The sequence below is a fragment of the Treponema putidum genome (assembly GCF_000755145.1).
Taxonomy (GTDB): domain Bacteria; phylum Spirochaetota; class Spirochaetia; order Treponematales; family Treponemataceae; genus Treponema_B; species Treponema_B putidum.
The window spans coordinates 1,454,160-1,471,896 of the sequence record NZ_CP009228.1; the positions used below are offsets into that span (position 1 = coordinate 1,454,160).

Below are 17,737 nucleotides of genomic sequence, written 5' to 3' on the forward strand. Positions count from 1 at the left end.
TTCGATAAATTAAATCCAGTTACTAATAGTAAATGATTATTGAGTTTAGCTGATTCCAATTCTATTAATAAATCTGTATATGTAATAAATTTAATTTTCTTTATCTCATCTTTCTCCTACTCCCCCTCCACAATCTTTGCCTCATCCGACGTCAGCCCATACAGCCCATATACAACAGTATTTATCTGCTTATCCAAAATGTCAACCCGCTGCTGTAAGAATTTTTTATCAGAATCGGAAAGCGCTCTGTTCAGCTGCTCCTGTGCGGCAATCATCTGGTCAACAAGTTTTATAAGCAATTCATTGTTTTTGTTACCATCTAAATCCGGAAATGAGAAACGAGTAATAAATTCCGGTGTTAAACGATAGGCATTGCCTCGGAGCGCCGTACTTGTATTTGAAATAAAAAACCAAAAAAGATTACTGTTCAAAATTGCTAAATATATTTTTTCAGATACTTTACAGCCTATTTCATTAAATACCGGACAATGAATTGCGGGGCCTGTAAAGAACTCTCCATGTACATCAAAACCCATTCGATTTGAGACCAACATATCGGGTATCAGTATTTTCGGTTGTTCATAATCATTTAAACTGCGAGCAGCAGAATATTTATAGAAATTATCATTCGTCAGAGGAATTTTTCTGGTCATCAACAGTGTCTTAAATTTCAATAAATAATTAAAACACAACGGGTAAGTATTCTTCATTTCCTTCGCGTATATCAGCTCATATTTTCCATTAGTCTTTTTATATGGAAAAAGCAGATATTTTATTTGAGTATATGGCTGATACCTTCTGATAGATTCTCCATAAAGAAACTTTCGCAATATACCTTTTTCAATTTCAACGGAACCGTCTGAAAGTTCTGACTTGACGATTACCGTATCACCTTTGTCTTGCAATAAGTCAAATAAAAATATTTTATCATTTCCGGTTGAAGAACCTTTAAAAATTTTTACGGTAATATCTTTGAAGTTATATTTTTGTGTTTGAATTTTTTGAAGCAGTTCATCTTTCTTTCCTACATTAAAAAACCAACCGTCATCAGCCAATGAAGAATAAGTAATTTTATCAAATGTAAGATGTTCAAGTTTTGTAAAATCTTCTCCAAGTTCAAATTTTTTATATTCAAAAGAATCTTTATCGGAGTTAATAAGAAAAAGTAAACAAGTATAGGTAGTAGCATTTGTAAAAACCTGATTTGTTGTAAAATCAACAATTTCAGAGACCGCGGTATTCTTTTTAAGTAAAATACGGAGTTTTGTTCCCATTTCAGCTTGGAAGAATTTATGCGGTTGAATAAAGCCCAAAAGGCCATCCTTGTCTAATAACGTATATCCTTTATAAATGAAAAGCAAATATAAATCATAACTGCCTGATGCAACTGCTTTATATTTTTCATTGTAATATTCTACAGATTCACTATTCGTATCATTCAATGTCTGTATTCGTACATACGGCGGATTCCCTATCACACAGTCAAAACCGCCATCCGCAAATATGTCAGGGAACTGCGCATCCCAGTCAAAGGCATTCACCTTGCGCTGTTCCTCGATACCGAACAACGTTAAATCCTTACCCGCGTAATAATCCGTCCCGATAAGGCTGTTCCCGCATTTAATATTGTGCGACATATCCGGTAGAATTTTTGCCTGTATGTCGCTAGTTCTGAACAGTGATGCCTGTCCCGTTGCGGAAAGCGCCTTGCCTTCATTTTCCAAGAGCTTCAAAAAAAGCGAGAGCTTTGTTACCTCAACCGCCTGCGCGTCAATATCAACACCGTAGATATTGTTTAGCAAAATGCGCTTTTTCTCTTCAATGCTGAGCTTATATCCTTGAGTTGCAGCATCTTTGTAAATAAGACCTTGCTTCTCCGCCTGCGCACGCCGCGCTTCCGCATAATACCAATCCAAGTGCCAGTCCAGCAGATACTGATACGCTCCGACAAGAAAGCTCCCCGAACCGCAGGCAGGATCCACAAAGCGCAAACGGCTTACCTCATCAGGTGTTCTGCCTGCAAGTTTTTTACCGATTGTGTTTTCAACAATGTATTTAACGATATAAGGCGGCGTATAATACACGCCCCCTGCTTTTTGCACTTCCGGTTTTTCAAGAATTTCTATGCTGTGCCCGTTCTTTGTTTTGCGCGTAAAGCGGATAATCTTTCCTAAAAAGCGTTCATAAATCGAACCGAGTATTTCAACCGGCAGCACGCTGAACTCATACTGACATTCAGGATAATAGAGCGCATTGACAATACTGATGAGTGTTTTATCCGCAACGGCAAGCCCGTCAAGCCATCGGTCGGGAGCAAACAACCCCGCATTAAATTTAGCATTTGCGCTTTCAAAAAGCCGCTGCACATTTTTATAAACAGCCGTTTTTTGCTCCGCGATTTTTTTAAGCTGATTTCCTTCTTCGATTTCTTTATCTTCACAAATCCGCAAAAAGAGAAGCCGGTCGATAATTTTTTGCACGGCACCCGTCAAATCGAATTCATCTATTCCTTCGTTATGCAGCGCAATATCTTCGGCCAGCACCGTACGCCATTTTTCGATCATATTCAAAATGTCATCGTCAACGGTTGCCGTTCCCCGCTTATCCTTATTGCTTTCGTAATAGGTATCGAAGGTTCCGAGATCGACGGCATCCCAGCTGATTTTATCGTACAGCGATTCAAAATTTTCGGAGAACTTATCGTAGGTCAAATACTCAATGCGGGCAGTGGCAGCGGTATCTTTTTCGGACGGCTTAATCCGCGTGTCGTAAATTGCCAATTCCTGAAAATCCGTCAGCACGGCAATCGGCATCTTTGACGTATATGCATAACGCCGCACCTGCAGCGCCGGTTCGGGATTCGTTTTAAGATCAACGCTCGGCTGTTTTGCTTCAACATACATCTTCCGCTCGCCCCCGTAGCAGAGCGTGTAGTCGGGATGCTTTACCTGACCGTTCATCACTACGCGGTCTTCGGTAATGACCTCCTGCCGGTCATGCCGTGCCCCCTTTTCGTTTTTGACATCCCATTTTAGGCATTCAAGCAGAGGATCGATGAACTTATTACGCACTTCGCTTTCTACAAAATCTTTGGAAAGATAAAAGGCCTCATTTTCCTTAAATTGTTTTACCAACTGCGCCACACGCTCCTTGCGTTCAGCCGGTGTCATATCTTTTGCCTTAATGGACATTGTCTACCCCCATATAATACGATGTTTGCCTGAAAGGCAAACTCGAAGATAAACAGCGAGGCACCATTTGTGCCGAACTGTTTATCACACCTCCTGCTTATATGTAATCATATCATAGCTCTTAGAACGCGTTTCCTCTGCGGTCATTCACCTATTCTACGCCAATGCCAGCCGAATACGGAGTGTGCATTTGTTACAACCATAAAGGCATCCGGATCGTTTTTGGCAAGATAGCTTTTTAACTTTACAAAATCCCTGCGGCTCATAACCGTTTGGATAACGGAACGTTCGCTTCTTGTGTAAGCACCGGTTGCCTTATATACATTTGCCGAACGGCCCAGTTTCACCATAAAACTGCAAAGTTCGTCCGGTTTATCCGTATTTATAACGCAATATTTGCTAATGTTAAGACCGTCAATTGTAGAGTCTATTATAAGCCCGTTTATGATTACGCCTACTAACGAAAATAAGGCTATTTCGGTTCCGTAAGCAAAGCCTGCAAAAACAGTGATAGCGAAGTCCGTGAGTAAGCATCCTTTTCCTAAATCAAGGCCGAAATATTTTTGCAGGATCATTGCAAAAATATCGCTTCCTCCGGTTGATGCATATTGATTTAAAACTATACCTACGCCTCCGCCGTAAAGGATTACGGCTATGATTAGCTGTAAGAATTTGTCGTTTACAATCGGCCCCTGCAATGGAACAAAAACTTCCAAAAGCCATACGGCTCCTGAAAGCCCAAGGCTCGCACAAACCGTTTTAAGACCGAATTTGTTTCCGATGAGTAAAAAGCCTATAGCAAACAGAAAAATGTTTACTACAACAAGTAAGGCTCCTGTAGAAAGCGGAAGATATTTTGATAATACCAAGGCCATTCCTGTAGCTCCGCCCAAGGATAATTTTGAAGGCAGCAAGAAAAAATGAATACCTGATGCTATCATCAAAACTCCGCAAACGATGTAAAAAAACTTAATAATTTTTCTTTCATTTTTTTCCCTTATGTGTAAAAATATAATTTATTTAAAATTTAAAAAGTAAACAATTATAATTCTGATATAATTCTGAGCCTCTACTTATTTTTTAACTCAAGAATTTCGGATGCCTTCTTTTTCCATTTTCCCGAACAATAGTAAATGATTGTTAAAAAGCAACCGGCTGCCGAACCTATCGAAACAGCCAGCCAAATTCCATCCGAGCCTAAATATCTTGACAGAACAGCTGCTGTAGGCACTCTAAACACCCACATAGCCAATAGGGTTGAAATCATAGGAAAAACAGTTTCTCCAGCTCCGCGTATGACCCCGTTTAATGTAAAAGTTATTGTATTAAAAAAGTATGCAGGTGCAACTATTACTAAGTATCTGGCACCCAATGTGATTACGTCAGGGTTATTTACAAAAAGAAACATGGCTGTCTTGCCGAAAATAACTATTACCGTAGTAGCTATAACTGTAATTCCAAGTCCTAAAAATAATGAAGCCCGCAAACCTCTTTTTACTCTGTCCAATTTTCCGGCTCCTATGTTTTGGCCCGTAAAGGATGAAAGAGCAACTCCTATATTTAGGGCCGGCATCACGATAAAACCGTCGAGTTTGCCTGCAGCCGAATAGGCTGCTGCCGTTTGAGTGCCGAAAGTATTTACAATCGAAAGAAGAGCCATAAAACCTCCCCCGACCAAGGCTTGTTGTATTCCTGATGGAAATCCCATTTTGATAGACTGAACACAGATAATTTTATCGAATTTTAATTTAAAAAAGTTTACTCTAAAGGCTTTATATTTTATTCTCGAATAAAGTATAAGCCAAACGCAAGAAACAAATTGAGCTATTACAGTTGCTATTGCGGCTCCTGCAATACCCCATTTGAATACTATGACAAAAAGACAGTCAAGGCCTATGTTTATTATTGTAGAAATGATTAGGGCATAAAGCGGTGTCATTGAGTCCCCGAAACCTCTCAGCATTGCCGTAAATGCATTATATATAAACAAAAAAATAATTCCGGTAAAAATGAGCCTTAAATAAATAAGGGCTTCCTCAAAGACATCGGACGGGGTATTTATTATTTTTAATATATAAGGAGAACAAACAATGCCTACAGCAGCCGCTACAAGACCCGCCCAAAATAGAATTAATATACTTGTTTGAATTACTTTATCTATTTCTTCATCTTTTTTTGCTCCGACAAATTGAGCTATTAAAATATTACAAGCCATAGTAAAACCTATGACAAGGGATATAAAAATAAACCATACGGGGAAAGAAATACCTACGGCTGCAAGAGCGTGGTCTCCTATGCTTTTTCCTACTACGATGCTGTCAACAACATTATATAATTGCTGAAAGATATTTCCTAACAGCATTGGTAAGGAAAAAAGTGTTATTTGCTTTAGCTCATTTCCTTGAGTTAAGTTTTTCATATTATTGTCCTTATAAGTTAGTTAAGAAATCTATTTTGTTGTCATGTTTACAATATCGCTGTGTGTTGCCGCCGTTTCGGTATCTGCAAGAAGCATCTTCATTCTTTCAACATACATCTTTGAAGGCTCATCATCGGGAGCGACTTCTAAGCACTTGTTAAAAATATTAAGGGCTTTTTGATATTCTCTTTGCCGGTAAAAATCTATTGCGTTTTCAAATATGCCTACAAGTCTTACCATTTCGGCAGGGGCTTCGGATCTGACTGCCATAACATTGTAAAGCTGAACCGGCGTGTTAATACCTACAACCCTTACGCGGTCAAGACGCCGGCCTAGGAATGCCCCATTAGTTTCGTTCCATGTAGATTCGGAAGCTAAAATCCATGTGCCGTATTTTTTGTTTACACCTTCAAGACGGGCTGCAAGGTTTACGTCATTTCCCATAATTGTGTAGTTCATCTTTTTTTCGGTACCCATGTTTCCTACAACCATCTCACCGGTATTTATTCCTATACGGGTAAAAATGGGCATGGGAATATCTCCCGCATCATAAAGCTGTTTATTTAGTTCGGCTTCCGCTTGTTTCATCCTTATCGCTGCAAGGCAGGCTCTATAAGCATGGTCGGGTAAATCCGTCGGCGCTCCAAAAAAAGAAACTATAGCGTCTCCTATGTATTTGTCAATCGTTCCTTTTTCGCTTAAAATCAAATCGCTCATTTGTGTGAGGTATACGTTTAAAACCGAAACGAGGTGTTCAGGCGTAATTTTTTCGGATAGGGTGGAAAAAGATTTTATATCGGTGAACAAGGCCGTAATTCTTTTTTGCTGTCCTCCGAGAGCGAGCTTATCCGGATCGGAAATAATTTCGTTTACAACATCGTCCGAAAGATAAACGCCGAAGGCCTTTCTTAAAAAGCCTTTTTCTTTTTCGCTGAAAATAAAGTTTAAAAGGAGAATAACTATAAAGCTGATGACTACTGTAATCACCGGCAGAAATAGCTGTAGGTAAATTTTGCCGAATACAAATAAAAGAATGCCTATGGCAAGAGTTATACCCGATAAAACCATCCCTAGAATAACCTTTACAAAACCTCTTTCCGCTTTTTTCATTATAAAGGCTGTAAATACGGCTATTAAAAAAGCAATGATTATCGAAATCCATTTTGGAAGCGGTCTTATAAAATCCTCATTCATAATTGTATTATAAATGTTCGCATGAGTACCTACGTTAGGATAAGATTTCCAAAACGGGTTTACACCTAAATCTGAAGTTCCTACACCGCTGTAACCTATTACTGCAAAAGCATTATTACAAAAACCTTTTATATATTTTATATGTTCCGAATAGTTTTTATATTCTTCTTTTGCATTGTTAAAGATATCCGTAACATATTCATCTATCTTTCCGTATTCTTCAGACCCACTTTGTTCTTGTAGTTTTGCAAAAAGGCTATGTATTTCTTTATCGAAGTTTCCGCTTAAAAATTTGCCGTAGTTATCAAAAAAAGAATTGCGTGCTGCAAAGTATTCGTTAAAATCTTGTCTGGTTTTATTCAGCAGTTCTTTTTTCCATTCACCGAGTGCTGCATATTCGTTTTCTAAGGAAGTAACTTCATTGTGGTAAGAAAGGTAGCCTTCTGAGGTTCTTATTTGTAAATCTTTTATAGTTCCCAAAAATGAAATTAAGTTTTTTTCCATAATGTCGGCATAGGTGAGGGCATAAACGGATAAACTTTTAAAACTGCCGTTTTCGGGATTTTCCGTATCGGCAAAGCGCTTTTTTAGCCAGTTTATTAAAAGATTTCCGTCATCATCCAGAGGAATTGTAAGGTCTTTTCTTTTTTTCAAATCGGACGGAACCTTGGCATTTTTTAAAATCAGTTTTCGTCCGGAGCGGATGATTTTTTCGGGCTCAAGGATATGAAGGATTGGGGTAAAAACAAGTTGGCCTATATATCTTCCTTCATATTCGGTTAAAAGAGAAATGCGCCGCCTTACTCCGTCTTCGTCTATAACCACATTCGGAAAACCTGCGCCTTTTGCATGCTTCAAAATGGGCATAATCGTTGGAGCCATTCCGTATTCTTCATTTGCAGCCTTGCGGTTTGCTAAGGTTTCCTTTTTAAAAAGGTCTGCTCCATCCTCTACATTGGTAAACAAAAAATTATTGTAGGCAAAATCTTTTAGTTCTTTTGTTTCTCCGCTTATGTTTATATTTACTGCATTTATAGTTAAAAACGCATTTTCAAAAAAGCCTACAGCGGCTCCCATGTATGCATCATTGTCCCTAAACACATTATTTTTAATTGAATCGGAAAGTTCATCAATTTTTGATTCAAAATATTCGGACATATCATTTCCGACTGTCTTTACTTCAGAAAGCGGAATGTTTTTGCTTGCCACCGCATCCGAAAATTCTTTTATATATTCTCCGAATTCCTGACGCACGGCTGCATATTCTTTGGGCAATTCATTTTCAACATAAGCATTATTTGCACCCGTCCTTCCGGCGGACAGGTATTCAATATCGAAAACGGCGGCCTTTCCTCCTGCTTCTTTTAAACGGATTAAAACATCGGCTAAGACATCCCTTGACCAAGGCCAAGAACCTATTTGCTCTATCGAAAAGTCATCAATATTTAAAAGAAGAATTTCATTTTTTTCTTTGATTTCGGGTTTAAGCCTTAGCATGGCATCGTAGACTTGGTTTTCGATATTGCGGCCTAACGTAATAAAGCTAAAAACCGTAAAACTTAAAAACACTGTAATTGCAATTATAAAATTAAGATTTGTTTGTAAAAATCCTTTAAATGCCGATTTATTCTTTTCTTTTTTGACCATAAATTTCTCCCGAGCTGTTTATCATATTCCTCTTTTTTGTTTTATATAAAAAAGTTTACACAAAAATCGCAATTGCAATTATAATCTAAAAATTATTAAAAAACAAGCCTTTATATCGATAGACTTTTATTATATTTTAGGGTATTATAACCGATAAGATTACTTCACATTTTTAAGGAGATATATAATGAAGATATTGGTTATCAACTGCGGAAGCTCTTCTTTAAAGTATCAGTTAATTGATATGACTAATGAAGATGTTTTAGTAAAAGGCCTTGTTGAAAGAATCGGTATTGAAGGCTCACGAATCAAACATGAAAAAAAAGGAATGGATGCCGTTTTAATTGAAGAAAAAATGAATGACCACAAAAGAGCCATTCAGCTTGTTTTGGATGCTCTTGTAGACAAAAATCACGGCGTAGTAAAATCCATGGATGAGATTACGGCTGTCGGTCACAGGGTAGTTCACGGCGGAGAAGAATTCAATAAGTCGGTTCTTTTGGATGACAGGGTAATGGCCGGTATTAAAGAATGTATCGACCTTGCTCCCTTACACAACCCTGCAAATATTATGGGAATCGAGGCTTGTAAGGCTCTTATGCCGAAAACTCCGATGGTTGCGGTTTTTGATACGGCTTTCCATCAGACAATGCCGGCTGAAAACTATATCTATGCTCTTCCCTATGAATATTACGAAAAATATAAGGTACGCCGTTACGGTTTCCACGGAACATCGCACCGCTTTGTTTCGGAAAAAGCCGCTGAAACCCTAAAAAATAACTCACCCGATTTTAAGGTTATTACCTGCCACTTAGGAAACGGTTCCAGTTTGGCTGCTATTAAGGGCGGAAAATGCGTCGATACCTCGATGGGGCTTACTCCCCTTGAAGGGCTCGCTATGGGAACTCGCTCAGGAGACTTAGACCCTGCAATTCTTCCCTTTATAATGAACAAGGAAAAACTTTCTGCCGATGATATGAGCAATGTTTTAAACAAAAAATCCGGTGTTTTGGGCATTTCAGGTGTAAGCAGCGACTTTAGAGATATTGAAACCGCTGCAAAAGAAGGAAATAAGAGGGCTCAGCTTGCCTTAGATGTATTCTGCAACAGGGTTAGAAAATACATAGCTTCTTATGCCGCCCAGCTCGGCGGAGTGGATGCTCTGGTATTTACAGCCGGTATAGGTGAAAACTCTATCGAGCTTAGAGAAAAAATCTGTCACGGTTTGGAATTCCTCGGCGTTGAACTCGATACCGAGAAAAACAAGGTAAGGGGAAAGCTTACCGATGCAAGCAAGGCCTCATCAAAGGTCAAGGTTCTTATTATTCCTACAAATGAAGAGCTCATGATTGCTAAGGATACGATGGCATTGGTAAAATAAAGCTTAAGCAAAAATAGACTATAGGTTTTATTCTGTAGTCTATTTTACTTTGGAGGTTCAAATGAAAAATAAAATTATAAGCATCTTCTTTTTTTTATTTTGTTTAACTATTTTTGCAGACATAAGGGATGCCGTATGTATCGTAAGACCCAACTATGAAGAAAAAATTTTACAATTTATGGATGATGCTGCTGATGAAATTTCAAAGGCCGGTTATAGCGATATTGCCGAACTTTTTGAAAAGGCTAAAGATGGTGTTTTCGGTTCAGGATTTTTTATTCGAGGTCAAAATAAAAAAATCTATGTACTGACAAACTATCATGTTGCCGCTTATGCTTCATCTCTTTCTCTTGAAATTGAAAATATTGACGGTGCAAAGATTAAAATAGAAAATTGCCCTGTTGTAGCAATAGATGAAGAATTGGATCTTGCCATAGCTGAAGTAAACGATAAAAGGGTAAAATCTTTTTTAAATTTTGCAGGTAAACTTCCCGCCGATGGAGCTGATGTTTGGTCGGCCGGTTATCCGGGGCTTGGGGGAAAACCTCTTTGGCAGCTTGGAAAGGGAACTGTTACCAATTCAAAGGCAAGGCTTAGTAATATTGTTGATCCTAAAAAATCTTTTTTTATTCAGCATTCCGCCCCGATAGATTCGGGAAATTCGGGAGGCCCTCTTTTAATAAAATCTCCGAATTCTCCCGAAGGATATGAAGTTATAGGAATAAATTCTGCTAAGGCTGTCTTTAGGCAATCTACAAATTTTGCAATTCCTGCTACATCGATTAAAAATTTTATTGATGGACGGGTTTTTGGAGGTATGGAAAAGTCTGAAAACAATCTAAAACTGGCCTTAGATGAATTTGCAGAAGCCTGTAAGAATTTTAAGATTGATAAAGAAGAGCAAAAAAATGAAGAAATTCTAAAAAGGCTTCGAAAAATTGCGATGTATGTTTCCGAGGATTATGCTATAAATGAGGGCTTGGATGCTTACAAGACAGCTTTGCGAAAGGCGCCCAGGCTTTTTAGGACTGAGATTCTGGCTGCTTCAATCCTTGGAAACCCGATAAACGGAATTAGAACAGCTATTGCTTATGAAATATACACCTCTATAAAGCCTGAAGAAAATTCATATAGATCTGAAACAAGTATAGATCTTAAATCTTTAAAAAATACCGGCAAAAATTATGAATTTGTGCTGTATGATGAGGCTGAAAAATCTAAATTTTTTACCGTTTGGAAAAATAATCATAATTTTTGGCAAATTGAAGCTTCCAATTTGAACGGTTCGCCCGAAAAAAAATCTTCCGAAAAAGCGGCAAAAAAAGAAAAACAAAATACGGGAGCATCTTTTATTTCTATCGAAGAGATTCCGACAAGAATGAGAATATATGCATCCTACATCGGTTTAAAAAAGGATACTGGCTGGGCATCAGGCTTCTCCTTAGGTTATCTTTATAGTTTTAAATATGTAGAAATAGGTTTTTCAGGAGTTATCGATAAACCTAGGACTCTGCCAAGCTTTACCTTTATTAAGCAGCCGAAAATCGGTATCGGAATGGGACCGGAATTGCGGTTTCTGTTGCCTCTTAATATTAAAGATGCAGTATATCTTGCTCCTCAAGCCTTTGTAGGAGGAGGTGTGTTTATACCTCCCTTTGAGTTTTTTGTCCAATATGGTGGGGGAATTGAGATTGTACCGGTAAGTTTTACATCAGTATCATTCGGAATTGAGTGTCTTGTCAGGTCATATTTTAAAGAAATAAAAGAAACAAATATAGGAATTCGTGCAAGTATTTCGTTGCGTATATAATAAAAGGAGATTAATTATGGAATTGAAAAAGAATTCTATCAAGGTTGGGGCATGGCTTATATGTTTTATAGGCTTAACGGTGCTCCTTAATTCATGCCTTTTTTTGGCTTTTTCAGGAAAAGGTGTATATGAAGGAGAAGCGGGCATAGACGGTGAACAGGTCAAACTAAAGGAAATGGTAAATTCCGATAAGGAGTGCCTGGTATACGGTTATCTGGACGTGGGCGGATTTCATACGTATGCTCAAATGGACGCTTCAAAAGAGCCTATGTTTGTTTTGCCTAAATCTTTTGGAGGCGGAGTTTTTTGTTTCCCTCCAATGGACAAAGGCTTGAGTTTTCAGCTTGTAGAAATGAATTATAGTAACTGGTTTACTAAAACAACTACAACTTTTACACCGGGGCTTGGTAAAACAGGTAATATAACATTTACTACTAAAAAAACAGGATTACAGTTTATCGGAGCTTATGACTTTATAATTAACGGTTCTGCAGCCTCTCTTTCTCTTTATCCCCGAGGAGAACAATCAAAATATGAGCTAAAATGCTTGAATAAAATGAAGAGTAAGTTTAAAAAGACTAAGTGGGAAGCACTTATTGATAAAAGAATACAGGAGATTGAAAATGAAAAATAGAAAATACCTTTTATTATTTCTTATTGCATTTGTAAATATTACAGTATTTGCGGCCGATAAAAAACCTCCAAAACCGCCTGCAAAAAGTGAGGTTGTTGTTGTTTTTGCTCTAAAAATTAAACCTGAGCCTAATACTGACTTCTTTTCAAATTATAGGTATGCCTTTTCCTTTTCTTCGAAGCTTCAAACAAAGGATTCTCGTGATATGACGGATAGAATAACGATTAAAGCTTCAAACCGTAGGGTGCCTCTTTTGGGCTTGATTGATGAAGATGCTAAAAAAGTTGAATTTGCTATGGTAAAACTGCCTTTTGCTTACGGCCAGCGGTATATCAATATTGAGGCTTTACAATATCATTTTGCAGGTACTGAACCTCTTAGAATAAGCATTCCCTTAAATGGAAAGCTTGAAGTTCCTGAAGGTGTAAAATATGTCTATATCGGAGATTTTGTCTGCAAGTGTGCTCTTCCGTTTTATGACATAACAGATGTCAAAAAAATTGATAATTTTGATGCGGCTTCTAAGGCTTTAAAGGAAATGTATGGAAAAGATGCAGAGCTTGAAAGAATTCCATTAATTCCGATTGAAAAATAATAAAGCTCTTTCAAGTAAAAAAAGGCGGGCCTTGTTTAAAGCCTCGCCTTTTTTAATGGGAACCTCGAAAAACTTCAGTTTTTCGAGGTTCCTTAATCAGCTTTTATCTGTAAGATAAAAACGCTAAACCTTATTCTACAACAGCAACCAAATCGTTTGACTTTAAAATCAAATGATCTACACCGTCGATTTGAATTTGAGTTCCGGCATATTTGTCATGGATAACTTTTTGTCCGACGGAAACCTTGATTTTTTCTTTATCATCTCCGACAGCTACGACCACACCTCTTTGGGTTTTTTCTTGAGCTGTGTCGGGAATGATAATTCCTCCCGCCGTCTTTGTTTCTACTGCATCCGGTTTTACTAAAACTCTGTCTCCTAAGGGTTTAACTTTCATCAAAAGACCTCCTAAAAAATTAAAAGAAAGCAAAAAGCTTTTTTGTGCCTTTTTGGCACTCTTTTTTGTGTTTTATTTCGGGATGTGTCATTTCAGTACACCTCTCCCGAACATCATAAAATATAAGAAAAAAAAACTAAAAAGGCAATAGGTTTTGATTATTTTAGGCATTAAGTATTTTATTTTATAATTCTATATTGGATATAGAGTTATACCATTGATTATCCTGTTTTTTTAGGTTTAAAATATTTCTTTTCTTAATTTAGTACCTTAGCATAGTTTTTGCTTGTATATGTAGGAGGCTAAAAACTTTCACAGTTTTATACAAGGAGTTGAATTATGTATAACAGAAACAAAAAAGACTATAGCGCAGAAACAAACTCGCTGGCTACTTATTTAAAAGAAATAAACAAGATACCGCTTTTAACTGCGGAAGAAGAGATAAAATATGCTAAACTTGCAGAAAAGGGCGATGAAGATGCCAAAAACATGTTGGTAAATTCAAACCTCCGCTTTGTCGTAAATGTTGCAAAAAAATATCAAAACCAAGGGCTTCCTCTTATGGACCTCATTAGCGAAGGCAATATAGGCTTGATAAATGCTGCCGAAAGATTCGATGTTTCAAAGGGCTATAAGTTTATTTCTTATGCGGTCTGGTGGATTAAACAATCTATTTTAAAGGCTATTTGTGAAAAGTCAAGGATGATACGCCTTCCCTTAAACAGAGCAAACGAGCTTGTTCAAATTGAAAAGGCAAAAAAAGAAATTGATTTTGCCGGAAACGAAACTCAAGAACTAAACGAGATTGCAGGTATTTTAAATATGAATAACAGTATGGTTCATACTATTATGAATGCGGCTAAAGAGCCGATTTCCATAGATGCTCCCGTTTTTGACGAACCTGGAAGCTCAAGTGTAAACGACTTCTTACAGGATGAAACTCATCAGATGCCTGAAGATTATGCACTGGATATGAGCCTTAGGGATGAAGTAAACGAGCTTCTTAAAAATCTTGATGACAGGGAAGCAGAGATAATCCGCCTCCGTTTTGGGCTTGACGGTTCCGCTCCTCTTTCTTTAAAAGAGGTCGGCCTTATCTTTAACCTTACAAAAGAAAGAATACGCCAAATCGAAAAAAAGGCCTTGCAGCAGCTTAAAAACCCTGCCGAAAAACAAAAACTTGCCGTTTACGTCGCGTAAACAATTTACGTTGCGTAAATGATTAGTTCCATGCGATTAACTTAGGGCTGTCTTTTAGGCAGCCCTTTTTATAAGCTAAACGTGGGGCTTACTCCATAATGTACAAAACCGTTTCCATATTGCCTCCGCGGAGGCTGTGTTTTTTTAAGACGGCATCCTTGTTCTTTTTACAAAATATTTTTTCGAATTCTTTTTTGCTTGTGATAAAACCGAGTTTCCAGTCCGGGAAGTGTTGAGGTATTTCGGCCATCCTCTTATAAAGCTCAAAGGCTTCTTCTTCGCTTCCGAGCCTTTCGCCGTAGGGAGGGTTCGATAAAAGGATGCCGCTTTCGTATGGGGCTTCCAGTTCCGAAAAGTCCGATTGAATAAAATCAGGCCGTTCTATGTGATGGGTAATGCCTGCCGTATGGAGTTCCTTTCCTGCAATGATGCATGCCCTTTCGGCATTCGCCTTTGAAAGGGAGACTGCTTCTTCCGAAATATCGGATCCGGTTATCCTTGCAAGACAGTCGGTTCTTACTTCTGAGGCTGCTCTTTCTTTTTCTTCCTTTAAGACGGCTTCTATTTTTTCTTTTTCAAAACAAATAAAGTTTTCAAAGGCAAAGCGGCGGGCAATCCCGGGCGGAATATTATAGGCATACCAAGCCGCTTCAATAGGAATAGTGCCTGAGCCGCAAAAAGCATCGTGGAGGGGAATTTTTCTTTTCCATTGCATGAGCTGAATTAAAACGGCTGCCAAGGTTTCCCTCATGGGGGCGGCTCCTCCGCTTAGCCGGTAGCCCCTTCTGTAAAGAGGTTCTCCCGATAAGTCCAAACAGACATAGACATTGTTGTTTTCGATATAAATGCGGATCATAAAACGGATTCCTGTTTCGGGCAGGGAATGCATGTTCCATTTTTTGCACAGCTTGTCGCAAACGGCCTTGTGGACGATTGATTGAACGGCATGTTCCGAAGATAGTTTGGACTTATATGTTCTTACCTTGTCGATTGTAATACGGGCATCCTTCGGAAAATAGTTATGCCAGTCTATCGAAAAAACCAATTCAAAGAGATCATCAAAATTTTCCGCCTTTGCGGTATTTATAAGCATAAAAACCCTGTCGGCTGTACGTAAAAAATAATTTGCTTTGAAGAAAGCTAAAAGAGGCTCGGTCTCGGCCGAAGTAAAAAAAACCCTTCCGGGCAATCTATTGTACGGCTTAAAACCTAAAAGTTTTAATTCCCTTGTAAGTACAGGTTCTGCACCCACGGCGCATAGTGCAATAAAATCATTCATATTGATTTGCAGTATAGCATTTTTTTAAAATTTTTTATATACTGTAAATCATAAAATAACCGGTTTAAATTGGGAGGATATATGAAAACCCTTAAAAAAATCTTGACGGCAGCTTTAGCCTTTTTGTTTATTTTTTCTTTTTTAATTTCTTGTAAAACAGAGAAATCAAATTTAAAAGTTGAGAGCAACCCGAAAGCTGTTTTAATAAAGCATCCTGAAAGGATGTTTTGGGAAATAAAAAAAGGAGATGCTTCAATCTATATTTTGGGTACAATCCACGTTGCTGACAAGGATTTTTATCCATTGGAAGATAAGATACTTAAGGCCTTTGATAAGGCCGATAGGCGGGTCAGTGAATTGGGCGGCAAAGAAGAAATGGAAATGGTTCAGGAAAAATTACAAATGAGGATGATTCAAAATTTAAATCTTAAGCCTGAAAAGGATTTATCTAATTTTTTGACCGAGGATGAAATAAACGTTGTTAAACAAGAATTGGGAGAAAACATTGCTCCTCCTCTATTTAAATTTAATCCGTGGATTCTTACAATGGCTCTAAATCAAATATTGTATACAAAGGCCGATCTTGATCCGCAAAACGGCATAGATATGCATCTTATGAACCGAGCCGGTAAGAAAAAAATTGAAGCTCTTGAAAGTATTGATGAACAACTGGATATCTTATCTTCAGGTACCTTTGAAGAACAGCTAAAGGCTCTTAAAGAAACTATAGGCGAATTACAAAATGCCGATAGCACCATTGATATGCTCACAATGTTAAAAAAGTTATATTTGGAAAACAATACTGAGGAATTAAAAGAGTTTATAGGTTCTCTCCTAGATATGAGTGACGGTGTATCTCAAGATGTTCTTTTAAAAAATCGAAATATTGTTTGGGCTGAAAAATTTGAAGAATACCTTGATAAGGGTGGAAGAACCTTTGTGTTTGCAGGCCTTGCTCACTTTCTAGGAGAAGACAGCGTATTTGAGCAAATGAGAATAAAAGGAATTTTAGAATAGAATGAAAAGAATAATTATTTTTGTTAGCGTTTTATTGCTTTGTTTTTCGTCATGCAAAACAAAGCAAATTCAGCCTAAAGTTGAAGGTGCCTATGTACAGCTTACGGACAAGGCTCAAATCTCTTTTAAGGAACTTCCATGTACGGTCTTTTTTTCAGACGGCACCGAGGAAAAATATATAACGAATGAAGACGGCAAGATTGTAGTTCAAGTTATTGAAGGCCGTATAATAACAAAGGTCGTCTATGATTTTTCCGGTTATAAAAGGCCTAAGGGAAAGCTTTTGGCAAAGGAGGAGTTTTCAATAATAAGAAAACTTAAAACAAAACCTAAATCTTTGATTCAAACCTTTGATATAAATATTGAGCCCCGCAAGGGAATGCAGCTTATAATAATCTTGGATGTTTTTGATCTTTAATTATGAGCCTTTCTTTTTTGAACTTTATTCATTAAAAATATCTTCGGGATCTAAAAAACGGCCTGCAAAGCGGTAGGTATTTTTCCAATATTTTTCTTCTAGTGAAGAAATTATTACACCTGTATGTTTACCCTGCGAAGCGGAATGGATAAATTCTCCGTTACCGATATAAATTCCTACATGCGATACTTTGTTTCCCACGGTGTAGAAAAATAAAAGATCGCCGGGTTGAACTTCTTTGTCTGAAATTCGTTTAGCAAAGTCAGCAAGCCCCTTTGTGCTTCTGGGCACGGTCATTTCAAGGCCGTCAAGGGCAGCCCTATATACAAAACCTGAGCAATCCATTCCGGCCTTAGTAGTACCTGCATATTTATATGGAGTTTTTAAGTATTTATATGAGGCATTTATAAAATCGAGCCGAGGAGATTCGGGCGGTTGAGCTCCAAAAATCATGCATCCGTTTAAAAAAAAGCTAAAGATAATAAAAATAAATATTTTTTTCATAAATTCTGCAACCTCTTATCTCTTATCGGGTCTAACTATAAGAGAATTTAG

The 17,737-nt window shown here is 37.7% G+C and carries 14 protein-coding genes; 7 read left to right on the forward strand and 7 right to left on the reverse strand.

Translation table 11 applies throughout. The features are described 5' to 3' along the window. Positions 1 to 116 precede the first annotated feature (116 nt). The 4 genes from JO40_RS06560 to JO40_RS06575 form a co-directional block, all read right to left on the reverse strand. A complete protein-coding gene (locus JO40_RS06560; RefSeq protein ID WP_044978642.1) occupies positions 117 to 3,191 on the reverse strand; it encodes an Eco57I restriction-modification methylase domain-containing protein in 3,075 nt (1,024 codons plus the stop codon). Positions 3,192 to 3,334: 143 nt separating this feature from the next. Further along, positions 3,335 to 4,168: a YitT family protein gene (locus JO40_RS06565; protein WP_420864567.1), complete on the reverse strand. Its 834-nt coding sequence runs from the start codon at positions 4,166 to 4,168 to the stop codon at positions 3,335 to 3,337. 92 nt (positions 4,169 to 4,260) lie between these two features. After that, positions 4,261 to 5,610, reverse strand: coding sequence for an MATE family efflux transporter (locus JO40_RS06570; protein WP_044978644.1), 1,350 nt, complete (start codon positions 5,608 to 5,610; stop codon positions 4,261 to 4,263). A gap of 30 nt (positions 5,611 to 5,640) precedes the next feature. Next, positions 5,641 to 8,451 carry a CHASE2 domain-containing protein gene (locus JO40_RS06575; protein WP_044978645.1) on the reverse strand — a complete coding sequence of 937 codons (2,811 nt, stop codon included), beginning with the start codon at positions 8,449 to 8,451 and terminating at the stop codon, positions 5,641 to 5,643. Between the two features lie 187 nt (positions 8,452 to 8,638). Here JO40_RS06575 and JO40_RS06580 point away from each other — a divergent pair, with 187 nt between their 5' ends. The 4 genes from JO40_RS06580 (at position 8,639) to JO40_RS06595 (ending at position 12,871) form a co-directional block, all read left to right on the forward strand. Beyond that, positions 8,639 to 9,832, forward strand: a complete 1,194-nt coding sequence (locus JO40_RS06580; RefSeq protein ID WP_044978646.1) for an acetate/propionate family kinase — start codon at positions 8,639 to 8,641, stop codon at positions 9,830 to 9,832. A 61-nt stretch (positions 9,833 to 9,893) separates the two neighbouring features. After that, positions 9,894 to 11,642 carry a S1C family serine protease gene (locus tag JO40_RS06585; protein WP_044978647.1) on the forward strand — a complete coding sequence of 583 codons (1,749 nt, stop codon included), beginning with the start codon at positions 9,894 to 9,896 and terminating at the stop codon, positions 11,640 to 11,642. A gap of 16 nt (positions 11,643 to 11,658) precedes the next feature. Beyond that, positions 11,659 to 12,276 (forward strand): hypothetical protein, encoded by a 618-nt coding sequence (locus JO40_RS06590; RefSeq protein WP_044978648.1) that lies wholly within the window; start codon positions 11,659 to 11,661, stop codon positions 12,274 to 12,276. Next, on the forward strand, positions 12,266 to 12,871 hold the full coding sequence (locus tag JO40_RS06595; protein ID WP_044978649.1) for a hypothetical protein: 606 nt from the start codon (positions 12,266 to 12,268) through the stop codon (positions 12,869 to 12,871). Before JO40_RS06590 ends, JO40_RS06595 begins: the two co-directional genes overlap by 11 nt. Before the next feature lie 130 nt (positions 12,872 to 13,001). Here the strand turns inward: JO40_RS06595 and JO40_RS06600 are convergent, their stop codons facing one another. Further along, positions 13,002 to 13,268: a co-chaperone GroES gene (locus JO40_RS06600; RefSeq protein ID WP_002670325.1), complete on the reverse strand. Its 267-nt coding sequence runs from the start codon at positions 13,266 to 13,268 to the stop codon at positions 13,002 to 13,004. Positions 13,269 to 13,607: 339 nt separating this feature from the next. Here JO40_RS06600 and JO40_RS06605 point away from each other — a divergent pair, with 339 nt between their 5' ends. Beyond that, positions 13,608 to 14,468: a sigma-70 family RNA polymerase sigma factor gene (locus JO40_RS06605; RefSeq protein WP_044978650.1), complete on the forward strand. Its 861-nt coding sequence runs from the start codon at positions 13,608 to 13,610 to the stop codon at positions 14,466 to 14,468. Between the two features lie 88 nt (positions 14,469 to 14,556). Here the strand turns inward: JO40_RS06605 and JO40_RS06610 are convergent, their stop codons facing one another. Continuing rightward, positions 14,557 to 15,747, reverse strand: coding sequence for a THUMP domain-containing class I SAM-dependent RNA methyltransferase (locus JO40_RS06610; protein WP_044978651.1), 1,191 nt, complete (start codon positions 15,745 to 15,747; stop codon positions 14,557 to 14,559). 81 nt (positions 15,748 to 15,828) lie between these two features. On the opposite strand from JO40_RS06610, the gene JO40_RS06615 reads away from it, so the two are divergent. After that, positions 15,829 to 16,764, forward strand: coding sequence for a TraB/GumN family protein (locus tag JO40_RS06615; protein WP_044978652.1), 936 nt, complete (start codon positions 15,829 to 15,831; stop codon positions 16,762 to 16,764). Position 16,765: 1 nt separating this feature from the next. After that, on the forward strand, positions 16,766 to 17,182 hold the full coding sequence (locus tag JO40_RS06620; protein WP_044978653.1) for a hypothetical protein: 417 nt from the start codon (positions 16,766 to 16,768) through the stop codon (positions 17,180 to 17,182). 24 nt (positions 17,183 to 17,206) lie between these two features. On the opposite strand, the gene JO40_RS06625 is transcribed toward JO40_RS06620, so the two are convergent. After that, positions 17,207 to 17,686 carry a C40 family peptidase gene (locus tag JO40_RS06625; RefSeq protein WP_044978654.1) on the reverse strand — a complete coding sequence of 160 codons (480 nt, stop codon included), beginning with the start codon at positions 17,684 to 17,686 and terminating at the stop codon, positions 17,207 to 17,209. Positions 17,687 to 17,737: the final 51 nt, after the last annotated feature.